The 23,698-nt window shown below is 38.2% G+C and carries 19 protein-coding genes and 1 pseudogene; 19 read left to right on the top strand and 1 reads right to left on the bottom strand.

Features of this window, described 5'->3' with window-relative positions; all coding sequences use genetic code 11:
• Nucleotides 1-1,027 precede the first annotated feature (1,027 nt).
• Nucleotides 1,028-1,291 carry a hypothetical protein gene (locus FC32_RS09015; RefSeq protein WP_051533662.1) on the top strand — a complete coding sequence of 88 codons (264 nt, stop codon included), beginning with the start codon at nucleotides 1,028-1,030 and terminating at the stop codon, nucleotides 1,289-1,291.
• Nucleotides 1,284-2,653 (top strand): annotated as a pseudogene (locus tag FC32_RS09010) (cutinase family protein). Before FC32_RS09015 ends, FC32_RS09010 begins: the two are co-directional and overlap by 8 nt.
• 127 nt (nucleotides 2,654-2,780) lie before the next feature.
• Here FC32_RS09010 and FC32_RS09005 read toward each other — a convergent pair.
• A complete protein-coding gene (locus FC32_RS09005) occupies nucleotides 2,781-3,656 on the bottom strand; it encodes an N-acetylmuramoyl-L-alanine amidase family protein (RefSeq protein ID WP_025087517.1) in 876 nt (291 codons plus the stop codon).
• Between the two features lie 198 nt (nucleotides 3,657-3,854).
• Here FC32_RS09005 and pyrH point away from each other — a divergent pair, with 198 nt between their 5' ends.
• From pyrH to grpE, 17 genes are all read left to right on the top strand, one after another.
• Nucleotides 3,855-4,577: a UMP kinase gene (pyrH, locus tag FC32_RS09000; RefSeq protein ID WP_025087516.1), complete on the top strand. Its 723-nt coding sequence runs from the start codon at nucleotides 3,855-3,857 to the stop codon at nucleotides 4,575-4,577.
• Between the two features lie 5 nt (nucleotides 4,578-4,582).
• Nucleotides 4,583-5,146 carry a ribosome recycling factor gene (gene frr, locus FC32_RS08995; RefSeq protein WP_025087515.1) on the top strand — a complete coding sequence of 188 codons (564 nt, stop codon included), beginning with the start codon at nucleotides 4,583-4,585 and terminating at the stop codon, nucleotides 5,144-5,146.
• 106 nt (nucleotides 5,147-5,252) lie between these two features.
• On the top strand, nucleotides 5,253-6,044 hold the full coding sequence (locus FC32_RS08990) for an isoprenyl transferase (RefSeq protein WP_025087514.1): 792 nt from the start codon (nucleotides 5,253-5,255) through the stop codon (nucleotides 6,042-6,044).
• A 162-nt stretch (nucleotides 6,045-6,206) separates the two neighbouring features.
• The gene (locus tag FC32_RS08985; RefSeq protein ID WP_056957404.1) at nucleotides 6,207-7,007 is read left to right on the top strand and encodes a phosphatidate cytidylyltransferase; all 801 of its coding nucleotides are present in this window, start codon (nucleotides 6,207-6,209) and stop codon (nucleotides 7,005-7,007) included.
• Nucleotides 7,008-7,041: 34 nt separating this feature from the next.
• Nucleotides 7,042-8,316 carry an RIP metalloprotease RseP gene (gene rseP, locus FC32_RS08980; protein ID WP_025087513.1) on the top strand — a complete coding sequence of 425 codons (1,275 nt, stop codon included), beginning with the start codon at nucleotides 7,042-7,044 and terminating at the stop codon, nucleotides 8,314-8,316.
• A 31-nt stretch (nucleotides 8,317-8,347) separates the two neighbouring features.
• A complete protein-coding gene (locus FC32_RS08975) occupies nucleotides 8,348-10,054 on the top strand; it encodes a proline--tRNA ligase (RefSeq protein WP_025087512.1) in 1,707 nt (568 codons plus the stop codon).
• A gap of 90 nt (nucleotides 10,055-10,144) precedes the next feature.
• Nucleotides 10,145-14,485: a PolC-type DNA polymerase III gene (locus FC32_RS08970; RefSeq protein ID WP_420835865.1), complete on the top strand. Its 4,341-nt coding sequence runs from the start codon at nucleotides 10,145-10,147 to the stop codon at nucleotides 14,483-14,485.
• Between the two features lie 157 nt (nucleotides 14,486-14,642).
• Nucleotides 14,643-15,113, top strand: a complete 471-nt coding sequence (gene rimP, locus FC32_RS08965; protein WP_025087511.1) for a ribosome maturation factor RimP — start codon at nucleotides 14,643-14,645, stop codon at nucleotides 15,111-15,113.
• 29 nt (nucleotides 15,114-15,142) lie between these two features.
• Nucleotides 15,143-16,321 (top strand): transcription termination/antitermination protein NusA, encoded by a 1,179-nt coding sequence (gene nusA / locus FC32_RS08960; protein WP_025087510.1) that lies wholly within the window; start codon nucleotides 15,143-15,145, stop codon nucleotides 16,319-16,321.
• Nucleotides 16,322-16,333: 12 nt separating this feature from the next.
• The gene (gene rnpM, locus FC32_RS08955) at nucleotides 16,334-16,633 is read left to right on the top strand and encodes an RNase P modulator RnpM (protein ID WP_025087509.1); all 300 of its coding nucleotides are present in this window, start codon (nucleotides 16,334-16,336) and stop codon (nucleotides 16,631-16,633) included.
• On the top strand, nucleotides 16,623-16,937 hold the full coding sequence (locus FC32_RS08950; RefSeq protein ID WP_025087508.1) for a L7Ae/L30e/S12e/Gadd45 family ribosomal protein: 315 nt from the start codon (nucleotides 16,623-16,625) through the stop codon (nucleotides 16,935-16,937). The genes rnpM and FC32_RS08950 overlap by 11 nt, the downstream gene beginning before the upstream one ends.
• A 72-nt stretch (nucleotides 16,938-17,009) precedes the next feature.
• Nucleotides 17,010-19,298 (top strand): translation initiation factor IF-2, encoded by a 2,289-nt coding sequence (infB, locus tag FC32_RS08945; protein WP_025087507.1) that lies wholly within the window; start codon nucleotides 17,010-17,012, stop codon nucleotides 19,296-19,298.
• Nucleotides 19,299-19,325: 27 nt separating this feature from the next.
• A complete protein-coding gene (rbfA, locus tag FC32_RS08940) occupies nucleotides 19,326-19,691 on the top strand; it encodes a 30S ribosome-binding factor RbfA (protein WP_056957402.1) in 366 nt (121 codons plus the stop codon).
• 88 nt (nucleotides 19,692-19,779) lie between these two features.
• A complete protein-coding gene (truB, locus tag FC32_RS08935) occupies nucleotides 19,780-20,676 on the top strand; it encodes a tRNA pseudouridine(55) synthase TruB (protein ID WP_025087506.1) in 897 nt (298 codons plus the stop codon).
• A 15-nt stretch (nucleotides 20,677-20,691) separates the two neighbouring features.
• A complete protein-coding gene (gene ribF, locus FC32_RS08930; protein ID WP_056957401.1) occupies nucleotides 20,692-21,639 on the top strand; it encodes a riboflavin biosynthesis protein RibF in 948 nt (315 codons plus the stop codon).
• Nucleotides 21,640-22,043: 404 nt separating this feature from the next.
• Complete coding sequence (hrcA, locus tag FC32_RS08925; protein ID WP_025087505.1) at nucleotides 22,044-23,075, top strand: heat-inducible transcriptional repressor HrcA; 1,032 nt, start codon at nucleotides 22,044-22,046, stop codon at nucleotides 23,073-23,075.
• A gap of 28 nt (nucleotides 23,076-23,103) precedes the next feature.
• Complete coding sequence (gene grpE, locus FC32_RS08920) at nucleotides 23,104-23,679, top strand: nucleotide exchange factor GrpE (RefSeq protein WP_025087504.1); 576 nt, start codon at nucleotides 23,104-23,106, stop codon at nucleotides 23,677-23,679.
• The last annotated feature ends 19 nt before the right edge of the window (nucleotides 23,680-23,698 follow it).

The following is a 23,698-nucleotide window of genomic DNA, read 5'->3' as shown; positions in this document are numbered from 1 at the left end:
TGTAAGAAGAAGTTATTGTTTTTTCTCAATGTAGGGTCATATTTAATAGAAGACTAACTAGAAAAATTGCTAGAAAATAGCAGAGGAGTCATAAAAAACTGAAGTCTTGCTAGGATTAGTAGCGTGATTACGAAACCTCTTAAACCAATTTGAGGTTTTAGAGCTATGTGTTTTAGAGCTATGTAGTTTTGTATGACTCCAAAACGCAGTTTCAGGGATGAAAAGCGTTGTGAATGTTTTAGAGCTATGTAGTTTTGTATGACTCCAAAACTAAATCGGGTAGATAAACGCAATATTATGTGTTTTAGAGCTATGTAGTTTTGTATGACTTCGCAATAGACCATGGTAGGTACATTATCATGGTTTATTTTGTTTGCACCGAAAGTCTACATGGAAAAACTAAAAAAACAAGAGGACTGTACATTTTATGGAGATTCTCTTGGCTTTTATTTTTAAGTATAAATCAAGAACGTGTAATAGAAATTTATAGCGAAAATTTTTATGCGTGAATAAAATTGAAATTTTTTAAAGAGCATATAGTTTTATATCTAAACATTAGAATTAACTATTAGGAATATATAATTTATTGTCAGCTGTGAATTAGTGTGTTTAAAAGCACGAGTTCACAGATTTTTTATGACCGAAATAAGTTTTTATTACTAAAATTAAAAAATGGATTGAAAAATATTAAAAGTAATGCTAGCATTCTTTTTGAATACGGGTACTGATATAAAGGTATTGAAAAAGAAATCAGAAGAAATTTTAGAGATAGAATATATTTCATGTATGAGTAAAGTAATATTCTCTACAAAAATTATTAATGATTTGAGTAGTATTTAGGGTTCAGCTTAGAGAGTTTGATTTTACGAAGACAGGGATGGAAGTAATTGAACGGAAAAAATAAATTTATTATAGTGGTCATATTATTAACGATAGTTGGTGTATGGGGGACGAAAAAGGTGATTGAACTAAGGAACGAGGCCCAAAGGGAAAAGCAAGTAACATTCTTGAAAAAAATACCGATAAAATGACGGAGTATGTTAAAAATAAAAATCCTAAGAGTAAAATATCATATATCAAATATGATTGGACGTCTTTTGAAGTTAGTAGTAGCGGAGCTTTTACAAAGAAACTATATTCCATGAACATAAATTTATACAATAGTAATGATGAAAAAATTAATGGAGGAAAAATTATCATAATTCCAGATGACATAGAAAATCCCACTAAAATAAATGAACTAGCAACGAATAACTTTGATAAAGATATAGAGGAAACGACTAATGACTAACTTGGACAATTTTTCTAACATCTACGCTACCTTATCTCAAAGTTCTTATCCTAATAGAAGAAATATGTTCGGCGAAATATATAACTTCGCAGATCTGTCTACTGAAATGACTAAAAAATCAAAAGAAAGCAACAATTCGGTACTATTTAAATTTCCAAATGCCAAGGATGCTCATGGAAATGACATGAGTAAAAGCTATCTTCAATTAGATAAATTAAAAACAAATGATTGGGTTGAAAATAATAGCTCTTTTACATTGTTCAATGCATATATTCCTCAAGCGAAACTTGCTACTAAGGCGATGCATGAAAAGATAAGTGAGCTTCGCACTAAAGCTCCCAACGCAACAATGTCTATCACGGGACACTCATTAGGAACCATGGTTTCGATTCAAGCAGTAGCTAATTTACCTAAAAAAGATATTGCTAAAATTGATAAAGTCGTTTTGTTTCAAGGACCAGATGCTCGTGAAAGTATCGATAAAATGTCTAGACAGGCACAATTAAATATTCAAACCCTAGTGGAACAAGGAAAAATCGAGTATTATATCAATGCTTTTGATATCGTTTCAATGTTAAATCGAAATAAAAAAGGCGTTGATGAGATTGGTAAAGTTCATTATTTACTGCCTAAATCATTCACGTCAACTTTTGATTTTGATGAAAGATATGGCTCAAGCCATGACTTTGGACAGTATCAGATTAATGCTGATGGTACGTTAAAAGAAGCTAATTTAAAGGAACACAGTTATATTTTTTTAGCAGGAATTAATGTTTCGCATATGATCGATAAATATTTAGGCTTAGTTGCAAAAAATACTGGAGAGAAGGTTTCTTCAGGGAATTTATTAACACTTTTGATGAGTGATGGGGAGTTATATGCGAAATTTCAACAGGAATATCAAGCGATTATCAGTGAAGCAAAGCTTGCTAGTCAGTGGCAAGAGAGAGTCACAAATTTGAAGAAAAAGCTTATAATCGCGAGTGGAAGTGAAAAAATTGAGTTGCGTGAAGAATTAGCACAAGCGGTGGCTGATAAAGCTAAAAGTATAGGTAAAGAATACGAAGTTATTTTGAAAAATACTCAGCAAGAATTTGAAGATGAGGTTGCAAGTCTTGCAAAGGAAATAATAAATGGTGCTTATGCAATTAGAAAGCATTTATCTTTTGAGGATGTTAGCTTAATGATTGCGCCATATACAAAGGAAAATCTATGGAATGGTGGGCAAGGAGAAAAAATTACCAACAGGCTAAAGTATATCGTTCTAAAACAGAAAATTTCAGTGAAAATTTATCGAAAGTAGCTAAAAATATTCAAGATTATGATCATTACACAAGTAAAAGACTGTTTAAAAACTACTAACTTCGCAACAGACCGTGGTAAGAGGACATCTTATCATGGTCTATTTGTTTGCCTGAAAAAAATTTACATGCGAAAAACAAAAAAGCCAAGCGAATCGTAATTTTACAATGATTCACTTGGCTTTTATTTATGATGAACTTTTTTGTGAAGAAAAATATTTTTTCAGACCAGCGTAAATGTCATTTACAACCGTTGTCCGATAGGTTTTAGAAGTGATTTGATCAAAATCACGGTCGGAATTGATATATCCCATTTCGAGTAAGACTGCTGGTTCTTTAATGTCGCGGATAACTAAGAAGTTTCCGACTTCGACCCCGCGGTTTTCCAAGCCGATTGCATTAAATTGCCCATTGATCGCTTGTGCTAGTTTCAACGAATTTTTGTGGTAATAATAGGTTGTAAAACCAGAAGCCGTATTGGTCGTTGGCGATGAATCAAAGTGAATACTGATAAAGACGTCGGCGTGGACTTGATCAGCCAAAGCAGGGCGTTTACTTAAACTGACATAAGTGTCTTTAGTTCTAGTCAGATAAACTTTAGTATTATTTTTTTCTAATTTTTTGGCTAATTGTTTTGCGTATGCCAAAGTATAAGTTTTTTCAAGCTTGTTTCCTGTGTTAGAGGTTGCGCCCGAATCGTAACCACCATGCCCCGGATCAATGACGATCGTTGCGTTTGAAAGATCTGTGATCGGTAAAGAATAACTACTATTGATCATCCAATCGGCGATCCATCCGCGCTTATTGTCATCGGTTTCAACGTACATCCAATGATATTTTGTTTTTAAAACAGTTACTCGCTGGTTTTTATTGATTTGAGCAACTTGTTTGTATTCAACGCCAGGTCCTTTTTTTAATACGGCGTAATTAGTTTGGATACTCAATTGTCCAAAATATTTATAAGTGCGGTAACCTAAAATACTTACCAAAACCAAAACAATGGTCAATAATACATAAAAATTATTTGGGAGCCCTTTTTTTCGGGAAGCCCGAGATCTATTCATAATTTATCCCCCCGAGATTAACAACTAAACACATTATAGCAAAAAGATAAATTGAGCACTAACCATAATATTTAGATCTAAGCGATAATTCTTAAAAAATGTTGGCAAAGTAGCCGTTAGAATGATATGATTTATTCAAACGGCTTTCGTTACAAATACAAACGAATTTCTGCAAAATTGTTTTAGGAGGATCAACTGATGTCTGACATTAAATATAAACGAGTTGTGATGAAATTAAGTGGGGAGGCTTTGGCTGGTGATGCTGGTCAAGGGATCAACCCACCAGAGATCCGAAAGGTTGCCGAAGAAATTAAAGAAGTGCATGATTTGGGCGTTGAAATTGCGATCGTTGTTGGCGGTGGTAATATGTGGCGCGGTGAAGCAGGTGCACAAATGGGGATGGAACGCGCACAAGCAGATTACATTGGAATGCTTGGAACAGTTATGAACGCCTTGGCATTACAAGATAACTTAGAATCGATCGGCGTTCCAACTAGAGTTCAAACTGCAATTGAAATGCGTCAAGTTGCTGAACCATATATCCGTCGTAAGGCAATGCGTCATTTAGAAAAAGGCCGCATCGTGATTTTTGCTGCGGGAACAGGATCTCCTTACTTCTCAACCGATACTACATCTGCATTACGTGCATCTGAAATCAATGCTGATGTCATTTTAATGGCTAAAAATGGTGTAGATGGGGTTTACTCAGCTGATCCACGTAAGGATAAGAATGCTGTTAAATATGATACTTTAACTCATATGGAAATTATCAATAAGGGATTACAAGTTATGGACACAACAGCATCATCATTGTCGATGGATAACAACATCCCATTGGTAGTCTTTAACATGAATGAACGCGGCAATATTAAAAAAGTTGTTCAAGGTGAAGTTATCGGAACAACTGTTGAAGGGAAGTAAAACTGATGAAAATTACAAATCCGACAATTTTACAACATCAAGAAAAGATGACTAAAGCTGAAGAAGCTTTACAACGTGAATTGGGTACGATTCGAGCAGGTGTAGCTAATGCTAGCTTACTTAACCGGATCAACGTTGAATATTATGGGGTACCAACACCATTGAACCAAATGGCTCAAATTGGGATTCCTGAAGCACGTGTTTTGCTTATCACACCATACGATAAGTCTTCTTTAAAAGATATCGAACATGCAATTTTAGCTTCTGATTTAGGAATTTCGCCGATCAATGACGGTTCTGCGATTCGCTTAGTTGTGCCACAATTGACGGAAGAACGTCGTAAAGAATTGGCTAAAAAAGTTAAGGCGATTTCTGAAAAAGGTAAAGTTGCTGTTAGAAATGTTCGTCGTGAAATGATGGATGCTTTGAAAAAAGCACAAAAAAATGGCGATTTAACTGAAGATGAATTGCGTGATTTAGAAGATGTTGCTCAAAAGGTAACAGATAATTCGATCAAAAATATTGAAAATATTACAGCAGAGAAGGAAAAAGAAGTTCTTGCTGGCTAGGTAGAATCTTTATTTTGCTGATAATAACGGGGCAAGGGCTCGTCGAAACAGTCACTTACTGAATCGGCGCATATTGTCCCGTTATTCTTTTAGTAGGGGTGGATATATGTTTGCTAACTTATTTAATAAAGATAATAAATCGACTAAAGAAGATTTAACACTTGATCCAAATAGGATCCCAACACATATTGCGATTATTATGGATGGTAATGGTCGCTGGGCCAAAAAAAGAGGACTACCGCGTGTAGCCGGACATAAACAAGGCATGGAAACTGTTAAAACCATTACTAAAGTTGCTAGCGATTTAGGGGTAAAAGTTTTAACATTGTACGCTTTTTCAACAGAAAATTGGAAGCGACCTAACGATGAAGTTGGTTTCTTAATGGATCTACCAGTAAAATTTTTTAATACTTTTGTGCCTGAATTGATTGAAAATAATGTCAGAGTCAATGTGATGGGCTATGCTGAGCGCTTGCCTGAAAAAACTAAAAAAGCGGTAGATGATGCCATTGAACAGACTAAAAATAACACTGGCATGATTTTGAATTTTGCTTTGAATTATGGTAGTCGGGCTGAATTGACAACGGCAGTTCAAGCAATTGCAAGTGAGATCGAAGCGGGAAACTTAACATCAAACGAAATCACGGAAGATACGATTTCGCAAGCTTTGATGACAAATAGTGTGAAACCATACAATGATCCAGAGTTGTTGATCAGAACAAGTGGTGAAGAGCGGATCTCAAACTTTTTATTATGGCAGATCGCATATAGTGAATTAGTTTTCACGGATGTGTTGTGGCCAGATTTCTCAGCTGCTGATCTTAAGGAAAATATTAGCATTTTCCAACAACGTGATCGCCGCTTTGGGGGATTAAATAAAAAAGATCTGTCTGAGTAATTCTCATTTGTGAATGTCATCCAATAGTATTAAGATTATTTTATGATGACTCAGTACAAGGAGTCAGTTAAGTTTAATGCTGGAGAGCTTTTGAGAAGCTTTAGGGTAGTTAATAATAAATTTACGAAAGGAATGCTACAATTTATTGTAGCTAGAAAAAATATGAAACAACGCGTAATAACAGCGGTGGTGGCTTTATTAGTCTTTTTACCGCTCCTTTATCTCGGCGGTTTGCCGTTTGATATTTTGATCACTGCATTAGGTCTAGTAGCGATGTCTGAATTCTTGATCATGAAAAAGAAGCTACTTGTCTCAGTAGAAGCTATTTTAGCCTTTTTGATGATGCTTGCTGTACTGGTGCCGGTCTTTTTTGAAGGCTTTTTGACGCAAGGTAATTTGGGTGGAAGTTTTTACTTTTTTGCCTTAGCGATGTTGGTATACACCGTATTTTCAAAGAATCGCTTTTCTTTTGATGACGCTGGGGTCTTAGTTTTAGGCGCCTTGTATGCTGGTTTAGGCTTTAGATTCATGATCTTAGCTCGTGCTGAAAGTTTATGGATGATGCTTTATGCGCTTTTGATCGTTTGGATCACCGATAGTGGAGCATATTTGATCGGACGTAAATTAGGGAAACACAAATTAGCGCCACACGTTAGTCCTAATAAGACTTGGGAAGGCTCGATCGGTGGGACACTTAGTGCTGTAGTCATTGTAGGGATCTATCTTTACTTTGTTCAAGCCCAATTCCCAACGAGTTTTCCTTATGATTTCACAAGAATGTTGCTCTTGACGTTAGTATTTTCAGTTGGTGGTCAATTAGGCGATTTGATCGAATCAGCTTTAAAACGTTATTACGGAGTGAAAGATTCAGGTAAAATTTTACCTGGACATGGTGGGATCTTAGACCGCTTTGATTCCTTGCTCTTCGTATTACCATTGATGCATTTTGCCAGCTTGATCTAACACTACATTTCTAAGATAAGGAAGGGATAGCATTATGATAACGACTATCATCACATTTATTATTGTCTTTGGTATTTTAGTGTTTGTTCACGAGTTTGGGCATTACTATTTTGCAAAAAAATCAGGAATTTTAGTACGTGAATTTGCGATCGGGATGGGGCCAAAGGTTTTTTCTTATCGTAAAAATGGGACAGCTTATACATGGCGGATCTTACCGATCGGGGGCTATGTTAGTATGGCTGGTCTTGAAGACGACACTGAGGAATTAAAAAAAGGAATGCCAGTCAGCTTGATCACCGATGAACAAGGGATCGTAAAAAAAATAAATACTAGTCAAAAAATCACCCTAGTTGAAGGTATTCCCGTTGAGGTTACTGATTGGGACATTGTTGACGAATTGTGGATCGAAGGCTACGAAAATGGTGATGAAGAGCAAATCAAACGCTTTAAAGTGGATCATGATGCTTTGATCATCGGCCAAGATGGTGTTGAATTACAGATCGCACCACGAGATGTGCGTTTTCAAGCAGCTTCGTTACCTAAGCGGATGATGACCAATTTTGCCGGTGCTTTAAATAACTTTTTATTAGCAATCGTGGCATTTATGCTAGTTGCCTTCTTACAAGGTGGCGTTCCTAACACGACTAATACGATCGCACAGGTCCAAACAAATTCAGCCGCCCAAAAAGCTGGTATCAAAGCTGGCGATAAGATCGTTGCGGTTGATGGCGAAAAAACGTCGGATTGGACAGCGGTAACTGAAAAAATCAGTACTGCTGGCAACAAAAAGTTGACTTTAACGATCGAACGTCATGGTAAAGAACAAAAAATTACGGTAACACCAGTTCAAAAAACTGTAAATGGACAAAAGGTAAGCCAGATTGGTATAATTGCTAAGGTGAATTATGACAGTTCAGTTAGTGGGATCATTACCTATGGCTTTACGCAGACGTGGTCAGTAGTAAAACAGATCGGTCAAGCACTAGTCTCGATGCTACATGGCTTTAGTCTAAATGACTTAGGTGGACCAGTTGCGATGTTTTCCTTTACTTCACAAGCGGCTAAAAATGGGCTAGTGAGTGTAGTAACTTTAACAGCGCTACTTTCTGTTAACTTAGGTATCATTAATCTTTTACCAATTCCGGCTTTAGATGGTGGTAAATTACTTTTAAATGTGATCGAAGCGATTCGCAGAAAACCACTTGATCCAGAAAAAGAAGTGATTATCACAATGATCGGTTTTGCCTTTTTAATGATTCTAATGGTCCTAGTTACCTGGAATGATATCCAACGCTATTTTTTTCATTAACGATAATTAATTAAGAGGAGTTTGACTGACGATGAAACAATCTAAAATGTTGATCCCAACATTAAAAGAAGTTCCAAGTGATGCCGAAGCGCTTAGTCATCAATTGATGTTAAGAGCGGGTTACATCAAACAAGTAACAGCAGGGGTTTATGCTTATTTGCCACTTGCTTATCGCGTTTTAAATAATATCGAAGCGATTATTCGCGATGAAATGGATAAGATCGATGCGATCGAAATGTTAGTTCCCGGGATCTTACCTGCCGAACTTTGGGAAGAATCTGGACGCTATAGCACATATGGCGCTAACTTATTTAAGTTAAAAGATCGCCATGAACGCGATTTTATTTTGGGACCAACTCATGAAGAAACATTTACGAAAATCATTAAGGATGCGATCAAAACTTATAAGAAGTTACCGTTAACTTTATATCAAATCCAAATGAAATATCGTGATGAAAGTCGTCCACGTTTTGGACTTTTACGGGGACGCGAATTCTTGATGTTAGATGATTATTCTTTCCACACAAATATGGAAAGTTTAGATAAGACATACCGTGATATGGATAAAGCCTACCAACAAATTTTTGAACGTGTTGGACTTGACTTTAGAGGTATCATTGCCGATTCCGGTGCGATGGGTGGTAAAGACTCCAAAGAATTCATGGCGATTGCTCCGGTCGGTGAAGATACAGTTGTTTATTCCGATTCGAGTGATTATGCAGCTAACTTAGAAATGGCTAAGAATTTGCGGATCAACAAGAAGTCACATGAAAGTGCAAAAGAACTCGAAAAGGTTGCAACACCAGGAGCTAAGACGATCGATGAAGTAGCAGAGTTCTTACAAGTTGATCCAGAAGAAATGATCAAAACATTGGTCTTTATCGCAGACGAAGAACCTGTAGTAGTCTTAATGCGAGGCAATGATGAGTTAAATGAAGTTAAGTTGAAAAACTACTTGAATTGCGATTTCTTGCGTCCGGCTGAAGATGAAGAAGCCGTTAAATATCTAGGGGCAGATTTTGGTTCACTTGGCCCTGTGGGTATCAGTGAAGATGTGAAAATCTTAGCTGACCTTGATGTTGATGGTATGGTCAATGCAAGTGTTGGTGCAAATGAAAATGGGCATCACTACATTAACGCAAATCTTGACCGTGATTATCGTGTTGATGAATTCGTTGACTTACGGACAGTTAAAGAAGGCGACCTTTCTCCTGATGGCGAAGGTGTTCTTAAGTTTACTCGTGGAATCGAAATTGGACACATTTTCAAATTAGGTACGCGCTACTCTGAAAGCTTAGGTGCTACAGTCTTAGATGAAAACGGACGTGAAGTACCGATCATCATGGGTAGTTATGGTATTGGTGTTTCTCGTTTGTTGTCTGCGATCGTTGAACAAAATAGTGACGAAAACGGGATCATTTGGCCTCGTTCGATTGCGCCATTTGATATTCATGTTGTGCCAGTTAATGTTAAGAAGGCTGACCAAGTTGAATTAGCCCAACAAGTGACTGAATTACTTGAAGGCGCAGGCTATAAGGTCTTAGTTGATGATCGTAAAGAACGCCCAGGTGTGAAATTTGCTGATGCTGACTTGATCGGGTTACCTGCACGTATCACAGTCGGTAAAAAGGCTGATGAAGGTATTGTTGAAATCAAGTTACGTCGTACCGGTGAAACACTTGAAGTTAAGGCCGATGAATTATTGAATTCAATCAAAATTTTACTCAAAGAAGATTAATTTTGGAATGAAAAAATAGATAATTGGACTGGCAGAAGCGATTTCACCAGTCCTTTTATTTCTTTAATGAAAGGAAAGGAGTCCTCAACCGTGGAAGATAAGCATGAATTATTTTTGCGTTTACTTGAGCAGATCAAATGGCAAGATCTACCGGAAGAAGAAGGTTTGTTTGCCGATGCTACGATCAATAAGGTTGAAGTGCATACCGAGTCAGGCCGTTGGAATTTTTATATCGGCTTAAAGCAAGTTTTGCCGTTTACAACTTTTCTACGTTTTGAACATGCGTTAAAGACCGCGTTTAGTGCAATTGCCCAAACTGAGATAACGTTGACTGTACAAGAACCACAATTAAGTGATAAAAACTTAGGCGATTATTGGACTTATGTGGTTTCTCACTGTGGACTTAATTCTTCTTTAGTAAAAGAATTATGCCAAGGAAAAGTTCCTTATCTTGATGGTAAGCGCGTGATGTTGTTGGCTGAAAATGAGATCATCAAACAATTTTTGACCACCCAGGCACTTGGTCCGATCGAAAGTACTTACCAGCGCTACGGTTTTCCAAAATTTACGATCAACACTTTGATCGATGAAACTAAATCGCAAGAAAAAATTGAAGAAATCAAAGAAAAAAAGGCTCAATCCGATGCACAGTTGGCTCAAAAAGCCGTTGAAGCTATTCAAAAACAAAATGAGAAACGCCAACAAAAAGAAAAGGAACCTGTTACAGTTGATGGTCCGGTGCAGTTAGGTAAAAAAATAGCCGATGACTCTGAAATTAGGCAGATGAGTACGATCAATGAAGAAGAGCGTTCTGTTGTTGTGCAAGGATATATTTTTGATAAAGAAGTACGTACCTTACGCTCAGAGAGAAAACTTTTAATTTTAAAAGTGACTGACTATTCTTCATCCATGGTCGTTAAGAAATTCTCCCGTAATGAAGAAGACGAAGCAATGTTTGATGCTTTGGCAGTTGGCAAATGGGTCAAGATCCGTGGGAGCGTTCAAGAAGATACGTACATGCGCGATTTGGCACTTAATGCCTATGATATTACCGAAGTTGCTCATGAAGGGCGAAAAGATACGGCGCCAGAAGATGAAAAGCGGGTGGAATTACACGTTCATTCCAATATGAGCATGATGGATGCGACAAATAGCATCGGTGATTATGTTAAACAAGCCGCTGAGTGGGGCCAAAAAGCAATTGCAATCACTGATCATAGTACTTTGCAAGCATTTCCCGAAGCCCACAGTGCGGGCCAAAAAAATAAGGTCAAGATCTTATATGGGGTCGAAGCTAACGTTGTGGATGATGCTCAACCGATCGCATATAACGAACAGCATGAGAATTTAAAAGACGCAACCTATGTCATTTTTGATACGGAAACAACTGGTTTGTCTGCGCGTTACGATAAAGTTATCGAATTGGCCGCCGTAAAGATGAAAGATGGTGCTGTGATTGAGCGTTTTGAACAATTTATCGATCCAGGTCATCCTTTATCGCAAACAACGATCAAGTTGACTTCGATCACCGATGATATGGTTCGGGGCTCAAAATCGGAAAAAGAAGTTTTTGAGATGTTCCAAGAATTTTGCAAGGGTTGTATCGTTGTGGGGCATAACGCGACTTTTGACGTTGACTTTATGAATACCGGTTATGCTAGACATGGCTTGCCTTTATTAAAAGAACCTTGGTTAGATACTTTGCCGATGGCGCGTTTATTATATCCGGAGATGAAAGGTTTTCGTCTTAATACTTTAGCGAAGAAATTAAATGTTAGTCTGGAACATCACCACCGTGCGATCTATGATGCTGAAGCTACAGGTTATATTTATTATGCAATGCTAAAAGATGCCGAAGAAAAATTTCAGATCAAGTATCACGATGAATTTAATCAACATACTGACGAAAATGAAACATATAAACACCAACATCCGTTTCATGCGGTTATTTTAGCGAAAACGCAAGCAGGTTTGAAAAATCTTTTTAAGATCGCGTCAGAATCAATGGTCAAATACTTTTATCGGCTGCCACGCGTTCCACGTTCGGTCTTAGATAAATATCGTGAAGGCTTGCTCGTAGGTTCGGCATGTGCTGATGGTGAAGTATTTACTGCCATGATGCAAAAAGGCTATGAACAAGCTAAGCAAAAGGCTAAGTACTACGATTATCTCGAAGTTCAGCCTAAAGCTTTGTATGCACCTTTGATCGAACAAGAATTAGTCAAAAACAACAAGAATTTAGAAGAAATTATTACTAATATGGTCGAGCTAGCCGAAGATTTGGATATTCCGATCGCTGCAACCGGGGATGTGCATTTTATGAATAAAGAAGATGCGATCTACCGTAAGATCTTGATCCATTCCCAAGGTGGGGCTAATCCGCTGAATAAATTACGTGATCTGCCGGATGCTCATTTTAGAACGACCGATGAAATGCTTGAAGATTTTGCCTTTCTAGGTGATGAAAAGGCTAAAAAGATCGTCGTGACTGATCCTAACAAGATCGTGGCAATGTGTGATGAAGTTACCCCTGTCAAAGATAAGCTTTATACGCCAAAAATGCCGGAAGCAGAAGATGATATCAAAAATCTAACGCTTGATAAGGCGCATGAGTGGTATGGCGACCCACTACCAGAGATCGTTCAAAAACGAGTCGATAAGGAATTAAAATCGGTTATCGGCAATGGTTTCTCAGTTATCTATTTAATTTCGCAAAAATTAGTGTCGAAATCCAATAAAGATGGTTACTTAGTTGGTTCGCGTGGTTCGGTCGGCTCAAGTCTAGTGGCGACGTTAACGGGAATCACTGAGGTCAATCCATTGCCACCGCATTATCGCTGTCCTAACTGTAAATGGTCGCATTTTTATGAAAAAGGTGAATATGGTTCGGGCTATGATCTACCTGATAAAAAATGTCCTGAATGTGACACTGAATTAGTCAAAGATGGCCAAGATATTCCGTTTGAAACTTTCTTAGGGTTTAAAGGAAATAAGGTTCCAGATATCGATCTAAACTTCTCTGGTGACTATCAACCAGTAGCGCATAATTATACTAAAGTTTTGTTTGGTGAAAATAATGTGTTTCGGGCAGGGACGATCGGTACTGTTGCTGATAAAACAGCATATGGCTATGTTAAAGCCTATGAGCGAGATACTGAACAAAATTTACGTGGGGCTGAAGTTGACCGGTTGGCTAAAGGTGCAACCGGTGTTAAACGGACAACTGGACAACACCCAGCCGGAATCTTAGTTGTGCCTGACTATATGGATATTTATGACTTTACGCCGATCCAATATCCAGCCGATGATTTGAGTGCCGCTTGGAAAACGACTCACTTTGATTTCCACTCGATCCACGATAATATTTTGAAACTTGACTGTTTAGGGCATGATGATCCGACGATGATCAGAATGTTACAAGATCTCTCGGGAATCGAACCTAAATCGATCCCGACCGATGATCCAGGCGTGATGAAACTCTTTTCTGGAACTGAGATCTTAGGGGTCACACCCGAACAGATCCAATCAAAAACCGGGACTTTAGGGATCCCTGAGTTTGGGACGCGTTTTGTGCGGGGGATGTTAGAAGAAACCCATCCCAAAACCTTTGCTGAATTATTAAAGATCTCAGGTCTATCACACGGGACTGATGTGTGGTTAGGTAACGCGGAAGAATTGATCCAAAATGGAACAGTTACGATGCCTGAAGTTATTGGTTGTCGTGACGATATTATGATGGACTTGATCCACATGGGCGTTGAGTCTGACTTAGCCTTTAAGATCATGGAACATGTGCGTAAAGGACGCGGGATCCCAGATGAATGGCAAGCTGCTATGCGCGAAGCTGAAGTGCCTGAATGGTATATTGGCGCATGTTTGAAGATCAAGTACATGTTCCCGAAAGCTCACGCGGCTGCTTATGTGTTGATGGCCTTGCGGATCGCATATTTCAAGGTTTACTATCCGCTTGTTTATTACGCTGCTTATTTCTCAGTGCGGGCTGACGATTTTGATTTAGTGTCAATGGCACACGGTAAAGAATCTGTCAAAGCTGCAATGAAAGAGATCAATGATAAGGGGAATGAAGCTTCGGCTAAAGAAAAGAACTTGTTAACAGTGCTTGAATTAGCCAATGAAATGTTGGAACGTGGTTTTGAATTTAAGATGGTCGATTTGAATAAATCTGATGCCAGTGATTGGCTGATCGAAGATAATACTTTGATCGCGCCATTTTCAGCCGTGCCAGGTCTAGGCTTAAACGTTGCTAAACAAATCGTAGCTGCAAGAGAAGAACAAGAATTTCTCTCGAAAGAAGACTTGGCAAAACGTGGTAAAGTTTCGGCAACGATTATCGACTTTCTCACGGACAACCATGTATTAGATGATTTACCGGATGAAAATCAGTTGAGTTTATTTGAAAACATCTTTTAGGTAGTTTTCAAGTAATCTTGAAAATAATACCTTTCTGTGTTACACTTAAAGTGTATTTTGATAACTCGTAAGAGTGAGCAGAGATGCTCACTCTTTTTATTGGAATAAAAAATGCGTTACAATAGAGTTGCAAGTTATTTTTAGAGGGGGCTAATGCGTGAGTGTTGTAGAAACCGTAACAGATTTAGTTACACCAATTCTGGAAGAACATCACTTTGAATTAGTAGATGTGGAGTTTGTTAAAGAAGGAAAAAGTTGGTATTTACGGGTCTTTATCGATAAAGATGGTGGTATCAACATCGAAGAATGTGCGCTAGTTAGTGATCAGCTCAGCGAAAAATTAGATAGCTGTGATCCAGATCCTATTCCACAAGCATATTATTTGGAAGTTTCTTCACCTGGTGCAGAGCGTCCATTAAAGAAAGAAAAGGACTTTAAACGAGCACTAAATTCCTATATTCATGTTTCACTTTATCAACCACTTGAAGGCAAGAAAATTTACGAAGGTAATATGACAGCCTTATCTAAAGACGAGTTAACATTGGAATATATGGACAAAACGCGTAAGAAAACCGTAACGATCCCACGCAAGCAAATTGCTAAAGCACGGCTCGCTATTAAGTTTTAAGAGACTATTTTACAAGGAGAATCAAACAAATGAGTAAGGAATTACTTAACGCTTTAAACGCGCTTGAAACTGAAAAAGGAATCAAAAAAGAAATCGTGATCGATGCCTTAGAACAAGCGCTAGTTTCAGCTTACAAGCGTAACTATGATAAAGCACAAAATGTGGAAGTTGAATTTGATAAGCGCAAAGGTGATATCAAAGTTTATTCAGTCAAAGAAGTTGTTAACAACGTTTTTGACTCGCGCTTAGAAGTTAGCTTAGAAGATGCTTTAGAAATCAATAAAGCTTATGAAGTTGGCGACACGATCCGTTTTGAAGTGACACCACGTGATTTTGGACGGATTGCTGCTCAAACTGCTAAGCAAGTGATCATGCAACGTGTTCGTGAAGAAGAACGTCAAATGATCTATGATCAATATAGCAAATACGAAAATGAAATCGTCTCTGGTGAAGTAGAACGTCATGATAGTCGCTACATTTACGTAAACTTAGGTAATGTTGAAGCTGTTTTATCTAAAAAAGATCAAGTTCCAGGTGAAGTCTATAAATCACATGATCGTATCAAGGTTTATATCTACAAGGTCGTTGATCCATCAGCTAACAATAACGAACCTGAAGCGGAAAACAAAGATGGTAAAAAACGTCGTAAAAACCGGGGACCACAAGTTTACGTAAGTCGTTCGCATCCTGATTTATTAAAACGACTTTTTGAAAATGAAGTACCGGAAATTTTTGATGGTACTGTTGAAATCAAATCGATTGCTCGTGAAGCTGGTGACCGCGCTAAAGTTGCTGTTTACTCTGCTGAAGAAGGTGTCGATCCAATCGGTACTTGTGTTGGACCTCGTGGTGAACGTGTCCAAGCGATCGTAAACGAATTAAATGGTGAAAAGATGGATATTATTGAATGGAGCGAAGATCCAGCAAAATATATCTCTAACGCTTTGAATCCAGCTAACATCGTTGAAGTTCGCTTTGACCCTGAAAATGAACGTGTCTGCACAGTAGTCGTGCCTGACGACCAACTTTCACTTGCAATCGGTAAACGAGGACAAAATGCTCGTTTAGCTGCTCATTTAACAGGATATAAGATCGATATCAAATCTGAATCAGATATGACAGACCTTGCAGAGCAAACTACTGTTACACCAAGTGCAACAGAAATCGAAGAAGTTGAAGAGGTTTCTACCGACTCAACGGAAGAATAGGGGGCACAAAACATGGCACAACGCAAGATCCCAATGCGTAAAGATATCGTAACGGGAGAAATGAAACCTAAAAAAGAACTTGTACGCGTCGTGAAAAATAAAGAAAATGAAGTAAGCATTGATCCAACTGGTAAAAAAGCTGGACGTGGTGCCTATATTCATTTGGATGTGGCTACCGCAAAAAAAGCTCGTACTGATAAAACTTTTGACAAAGCATTTGGCTTAAAGATCGATCCGACTTTTTACGATGAACTCGTTGAATATGTGGATCATCAAGTAGCTAGAGCGGAATTATTTGGCAATGGAAAATAAGCTTAAACAACAAAAAGTTCTTAACTTATTGGGGTTAGCACGGCGAGCAAGTAAGCTTAGTACTGGGCAAGATTTAGTTTTGCGTGCGATTAGGACAAACAAAGCTAATATCGTTTTTATGGCTAGTGATTGTGGCCAAAGTACCCAAAAAAAGTTTAAAGATAAGTGTAAGAGCTATGATATAGCGTTAACAACGGAATTTACCAAGCAAGAATTAAGCACTGCGATCGGAACAGAACGTTCTTTGATCGCGGTCACTGATCCTGGCTTTGGAAAAAAGATACGCCAACTTCTTTTTTCTTGATCGAAAAGGACAAAACTTATTCGATCAAGGATCGAGTAGGAGGGTGTTCTTGAAAATAAGGAGAGTGAAGTCATGAGTAAAAAACGGATTTATGAACTGGCTAAAGAACTAAACGTCAGCAACAAAGAAGTTATCGAAGTTGCTAAGAAGAATGGTTTTAAAGTTGGCAACCATATGTCATCATTGGACCAAGATGCAGAAGCAAAGGTGCGTGCATCATTTGTGAAACAGTCAAAGCCAAATACTCCTAAACAAGAAAAAAAGACAACTACAGCTGTAAGTCAAAAATCCCAAGATGCAAAGCAAGCTGATAAACATAAAAATACCCAGCAGAAACCTGCGCAAAGAACTAACGAAAGGCATTCAGGGAAACATATGGAAAAAACCAATAATAATAACAATACTCGCAATCGTGATAACAAGTCTCATGGCAATGGCCAAAACAACAATCAAAAGAAAAATAAATTTTCTAATAATAACAATCGTTTTGGCAATAATAACAATAATAAGTTCAATAAAAAGAACAAGAAAAATAAGAAAAACAATCGTCATAATCAAAAGAACAATAAGGCTCCAGTACCACCACGTAAGAACAAGCCACTTCCAGAAGTGTTAGTTTATACGGTGGGGATGAATGTTGCTGATATTGCTAAAAAGATCCACCGTGAACCAGCTGAAATTATTAAAAAGCTATTTATGATGGGTGTTATGGTCAATCAAAACCAATCACTTGATAAAGATACGATTGAAATTTTAGCTGCTGATTACGGAATCAAAGCCGAAGAAAAAGTAGAAGTCGATGTAGCTGACATCGATAAATTCTTTGAAGAAGAACAAAACAACAAAGAAAACTTAACTTCACGTCCACCAGTTGTAACGATCATGGGTCACGTTGACCATGGTAAGACGACCTTATTGGATAAGTTACGTCATACTAACGTTACTGCCGGTGAAGCCGGTGGGATCACACAACATATTGGTGCTTACCAAGTTCGTCATGCTGGTAAAACGATCACTTTCTTAGATACTCCTGGGCACGCTGCCTTTACTAACATGCGTGCACGTGGGGCTGATATTACTGATATTACGGTTTTAGTTGTAGCAGCTGATGACGGTGTTATGCCACAAACGATCGAAGCGATCAACCACGCTAAGGCTGCTGGCGTGCCAATCATTGTTGCAGTTAACAAAATCGATAAACCAGGTGCTAACCCTAACCACGTCATGGAACAATTATCCGAATATGAATTGATCCCTGAAAGTTGGGGTGGTGACACGATCTTCGTTGAAATTTCAGCTAAGTTCAACAAGAACCTAGAAGAATTATTGGATATGATCTTACTTGAAGCTGAAATGCTTGAATTAAAGGCAAATGCTGACCAACATGGTGCAGGTTCAGTTATCGAAGCTCGTTTGGATAAAGGTAAAGGTTCTGTTGCTTCCTTGCTTGTGCAACATGGTACTTTACACGTTGGTGATCCAATCGTTGTTGGTAATACCTTTGGTCGTGTGCGGACAATGACTGATGCACGTGGGCGTTCAATTAAGAAAGCAACTCCTGCAACTCCAGTCGAAATCACTGGTTTAAATGAAGTTCCTGATTCAGGTGATCGCTTTATCACATTTGATGATGAAAAGACGGCTCGTGCTGCAGGTGAAGAACGTGCTAAACGTGCCTTGATCAAAGAAAGAAGTCAAACAGCTCATGTTACTTTGGACAACTTATTTGATACGCTTAAAGAAGGCGATCTAAAAGAAGTAGACTTGATCATCAAAGCTGACGTGCAAGGTTCTGCTGAAGCCTTAGCACAAAGCTTCAAGAAGATCGATGTTGAAGGTGTCCGCGTCAATATTATTCACCAAGCTGTTGGTGCGATCAACGAATCTGACGTGACTTTAGCTGAAGCTTCCAATGCGATCATCATTGGCTTTAACGTTCGTCCAACGCCACAAGCTAAGATCCAAGCTGAAAGTGACCAAGTTGACATTCGCCTTCACAACGTTATCTATAAAGCGATTGATGAAGTAGAAACAGCCATGAAGGGTATGTTAGAACCAGTCTTTGAAGAAAAAGTCACGGGTGAAGTTGAAATTCGTGAAACTTACAAAGTATCTAAACTTGGTACGATCGGTGGGGGCTATGTCATGGATGGTTATATCCAACGTGATAGTGGCGTCCGTGTGATCCGCGATGGCATCGTTATTTATGAAGGTAAATTAGCTTCGCTTAAACGTTTCAAAGATGATGTCAAGCAAGTCAAACAAGGATTTGAATGTGGGCTAATGGTTGAAAAATATAATGATATCAAAGTTGGTGACCGCATCGAAGCCTTTGTAATGGAAGAAGTTCCACAAGATTAATTAAAGCTGATTTAAGGAGGAGAAATGATGGCACAACATTATCGGGTGGGTCGTTTATCGCAAGAGATCCAAAAAGAGGTCAATGATATTTTGACAAAGCGTGTGCGTGATCCTCGAGTACAGGGTGTAACGATCACAGGTGTAGAAGTTACTGGTGATTTGCAACATGCGACGATTTATTACAGTACTTTGTCTAACTTAGCTTCTGATGCAGAAAAAACACAAGCTGGGTTGGATAAAGCAACTGGTTTGATCAGACGTGAATTAGGCCAACGCTTACGAATTTATGTGACCCCTGAAATTAAATTTGAACGGGATGAATCAGTGCGTTACGGTGATCATATCGATGAACTTTTAAGTAAGTTACACCAGCAAGAAAGTAATCCTTATTGATCGATCATGATTTTTAATTATGTGTAGATAAAAAGAAGCTGGGAAAATTTCTAGCTTCTTTTTATTTTTGAAAAAAGTGAGGTAAAAAATGGACGGAATTCTACCCTTAAATAAAGATCGTGGTATGACAAGCCATGATGCTGTTTTTAAATGTCGAAAAATCTTTAAGACCCGTAAAGTGGGGCATAGTGGGACTTTAGATCCTAATGTTGATGGAGTTTTACCGATTTGCATTGGTAAAGCAACTAAAACTGTCAATTATTTGATGGAATCTGGCAAGGTCTACAAAGGCGAGATCATTTTAGGTTTTACGACTGAAACGGAAGATCTAGATGGTGCGATCATTGAAAGTAAGCCGATTTTACAAGCTTTTAGCGAAGAACAGATCAATGAAGCAATGAAAAGTTTGGTCGGTGAAATTATTCAGATCCCCCCAATGTATTCGGCTGTTAAAGTTAAGGGCAAACGTTTATACGAATATGCTCGTGCTAATGAACCAGTGGAGCGCCCTAAACGAAAGATCAAAGTTGATTATTTCAAACAAACTAAGCCGAGTGTGTATGATAAAGCAAAGCAGCAACAAACGATATTCTTTGAAGTTGGTTGTGGTAAAGGGACGTATGTGCGAACTTTAGCCGCTGATCTAGGTAAATTTTTAGGTGTTCCAGCCGTAATGTCTGATTTGACCCGGTTAAAAAGTGGTGGTTTTACCTTAGATCAATGTGTTTCTTTGGAACAATTGCTAAATGCTGATGAGAAACAATTAGCCAGTTACCTTTTTCCACTTGAACATGCCTTTTTGGATTATCCTAAAGTGGCTTTAAGTGAGCAACAATGGCAAAAAGTAAAAAATGGTGGTTTTGTAAAGTTGCCAAAGCATGGAAGTAAAGTGTTATTGACATATGGTGGCAAAGTTCGCGCACTTTATCGTTATGACCAAGCTAAAAAGCTCTTTCGGTCTGAGCAAATGTTTGATCTAACTTAGAAGGGGTAGTTTGAAATGAAAGTTATAGAGTTAGCAGAACCATACGATAAGTCAGTGATTTATCCGGGGAAAATCGTGTTGGCATTGGGCTTTTTTGACGGTGTGCATCGGGGTCATCAAGCAGTGATCTTAGCCGCTAAAGAGCAGGCCAAGAGATTAAATGCTAAGTTAGCTGTGATGACCTTTGACCGCCATCCTAGCGTCATTTTCCAACGTAAGGATCCAGCTAATTTGCAATATTTGACCCCCTTAGAAGAAAAATTAGCCCATTTTAAAGCGCTAGGAGCAGAACTAGCATACGTAGTCAAGTTCGATGAAAAATTAGCCCATTTAGCTCCCCAAGCCTTTATCGATAAATATGTTGTGGGCTTAAACGCCGTGGGGATCACTGCAGGACAAGACTACACTTATGGACCACACGAGCTCGCTAATATGCAAAATATTGCTAAATATGCTAAGGATCGCTTTGAAATAAATTGTGTTGCTTTATTGGAAGACGGTGGCAAAGTTGGTTCAACTAGTATTAGGGCTGCATTGGATAAGGGCGAAGTTGAACGAGCTGAAAAGTATCTAGGCTATCCTTATGAAACAACTGGAATTGTTGTGCATGGCTTTGAACGGGGGCGAAAAATCGGTTTTCCGACTTTAAATATTGAAACTAGCAATGATAAACGCCTACCTGCACCTGGAGTATATGCCGTGGAAGTGAAATTTAATGAAACAAAGGAAAGCTTTGTGGGGATGGCGTCTATCGGCTATAACGAAACTTTCGGTCAAGATCTAGCTAAAACGCTGGAAGTAAATCTGTTTGACTTTTCTGACATGGTGTATGGGCAAAAAGTTACGGTCAGTTGGAAAAAATACTTACGTCCAATGGTAAAATTTGCGACGGTCGATGAATTGATCGCCCAGCTAAAACTTGATAAACAAGCAACGATCAATTATTTTGAAAAAATTAATTAGATAGATAAAGGGCACTAAACGCTAGTCATTAGCTGTTTAGTGCTTTTTATTAGGTATAGCAAGTACTTAATGTAATCAGAAAAGAATGCAGATATCTACTAATTGGAGTGTATATAGGCGAGTTAAACGCCTAGAAAATATGTTTAGTTACCACAACATACAGCGAAAGTTGAGTGTTTTTTATTTTGTCTTTTTCTTGAGCACAAACACTCAAGAAAAATAATTGATAAGATAGTTAAACATGTAGTCATGATTGCAACGTAACTGTTAAATACTCTTCAACTTGTCTTGTTTTAAGCTAAAAAATTTAATTTAGCACTCTGCTTGACAGATTGCTAAGAGTTGTGTATATTAATAATTGACTTAGCACTCATTGGTGCTAAGTGCTAAAAGAGGTGATTGCAGTGTTGACTGAAAGGCAGCTATTGATTTTAGAAGCTGTTATTCGGAATTATACCGAATCTGGACAGCCAATCGGATCAAAGACGTTGCAACAACAATTACCAGTCCATGTAAGTTCAGCAACCATTCGTAATGAGATGGCAGTTCTTGAGCAACAAGGATATATTGCTAAGGAACATTCAAGTTCTGGCAGAATTCCATCATTGAAGGGATATCGGTATTATGTTGATAATATCGTGCAGCCAGTCAAACTTGATAACACTGCTTTGCATAGTATTCGCAACTCTTTGGGAACTGAATTTCAAAAAGTTGATGAGATCGTTGCTACTTCGGCAAAGATTTTGTCTGATTTGACAAGTTATACCGCTATTTCATTTAAGCCAGAAGCTAAGGATATTTGCTTAGAAGGCTTTAGGATGGTTGAACTTGGCAATCAACAAGTAATGGTTATTTTGGTTACGAGTGATGGTACAGTCGAGAGCCAAACATTTACCATACCCGCTGGGATTAGTGGCAATGAGTTAGAAGCAGTCATTCGTCTTATTAATGATAAAGTCGTTGGATTACCGCTTAATCAGGTAATTGTGCGTTTGAATGAGTGTTTACCGCTATTAACACGTTACTTGCACCAACCAGAAGGCTTTATTGATGTTTTTGGTAATGTCTTACATCAAGCCGTCAAAGAGCAGGTATATGTAGGTGGTAAGATGAATCTTTTGGATTTTTCAAAAGATGCTTCGCTCGAGCAGATAAAGTCACTTTATTCGTTAGTTGATCAATCTAATGGAATCGGTAATTTGCTCAATGCCTCGCAACAAAGCGAGATTTCGATCAAATTAGGTGACGAATTACCAGGAATTTTTCTCCAAAATTACAGCTTGATTTCTGCTTCCTTTGATGATGGAAATAATGGTCGAGGAACGATTGCGATCCTTGGTCCAACTAATATGCCATATTCGAAGATGCTAGGTTTGATCAGTGGTTTTAGGGATGAATTAACTCAGCGGATAACTGACTATTATCAGAAATTTTAAATCATAAACAAAGAAAAGGGGTGTTGATGTGGCAGAAGAAGAAATCAAAAAAGCTGCAGCAGAGCAAACAGCACCGGATGAAACTGAAATAAAAAATGATTCAGTGGATGATCCAAAGCAAGAAGAAACAGTAGATGAAGTTACAGCTTTGAATGATCAGCTGGCTGAACTACAAAAGAAATATGATGAATTAGAAGATCGCTATTATCGTGCTGAAGCTGAAATGGCTAACATGACAAAGCGGTTTAAAAAAGAACAAGAGCAACTCCTTCGCTATGAAGGGCAAGATCTTGCACGTGATATCTTACCAGTTGTTGATAATTTAACGCGTGCCTTGCAAACAGAAGTTGAAGATGAAGCTTCAAAACAGCTTAAGCAAGGGATCGATATCGTTGCTCGTGACTTGGATAAAGCTTTACAAGGAAATAATGTTACAAAGATTGCTTCCTTAGGTGAAGTCTTTGATCCAACCAAGCACCAAGCGGTCAAATCGGTGCCGGTCGAAGAAGGGCAAGAACCTGAAACGATCGTTCAAGTCTTACAAGAAGGCTATATGTTAAAAGATCGCGTTTTACGACCAGCAATGGTTGTTGTTGCACAATAATTTTGTAAAAGGGTGAAGA

The sequence above is a fragment of the Ligilactobacillus apodemi DSM 16634 = JCM 16172 genome (assembly GCF_001434405.1).
In the GTDB taxonomy this organism is placed as follows: Bacteria; Bacillota; Bacilli; order Lactobacillales; family Lactobacillaceae; genus Ligilactobacillus; species Ligilactobacillus apodemi.
This window is presented reverse-complemented; position numbering and strand designations above follow the sequence as displayed.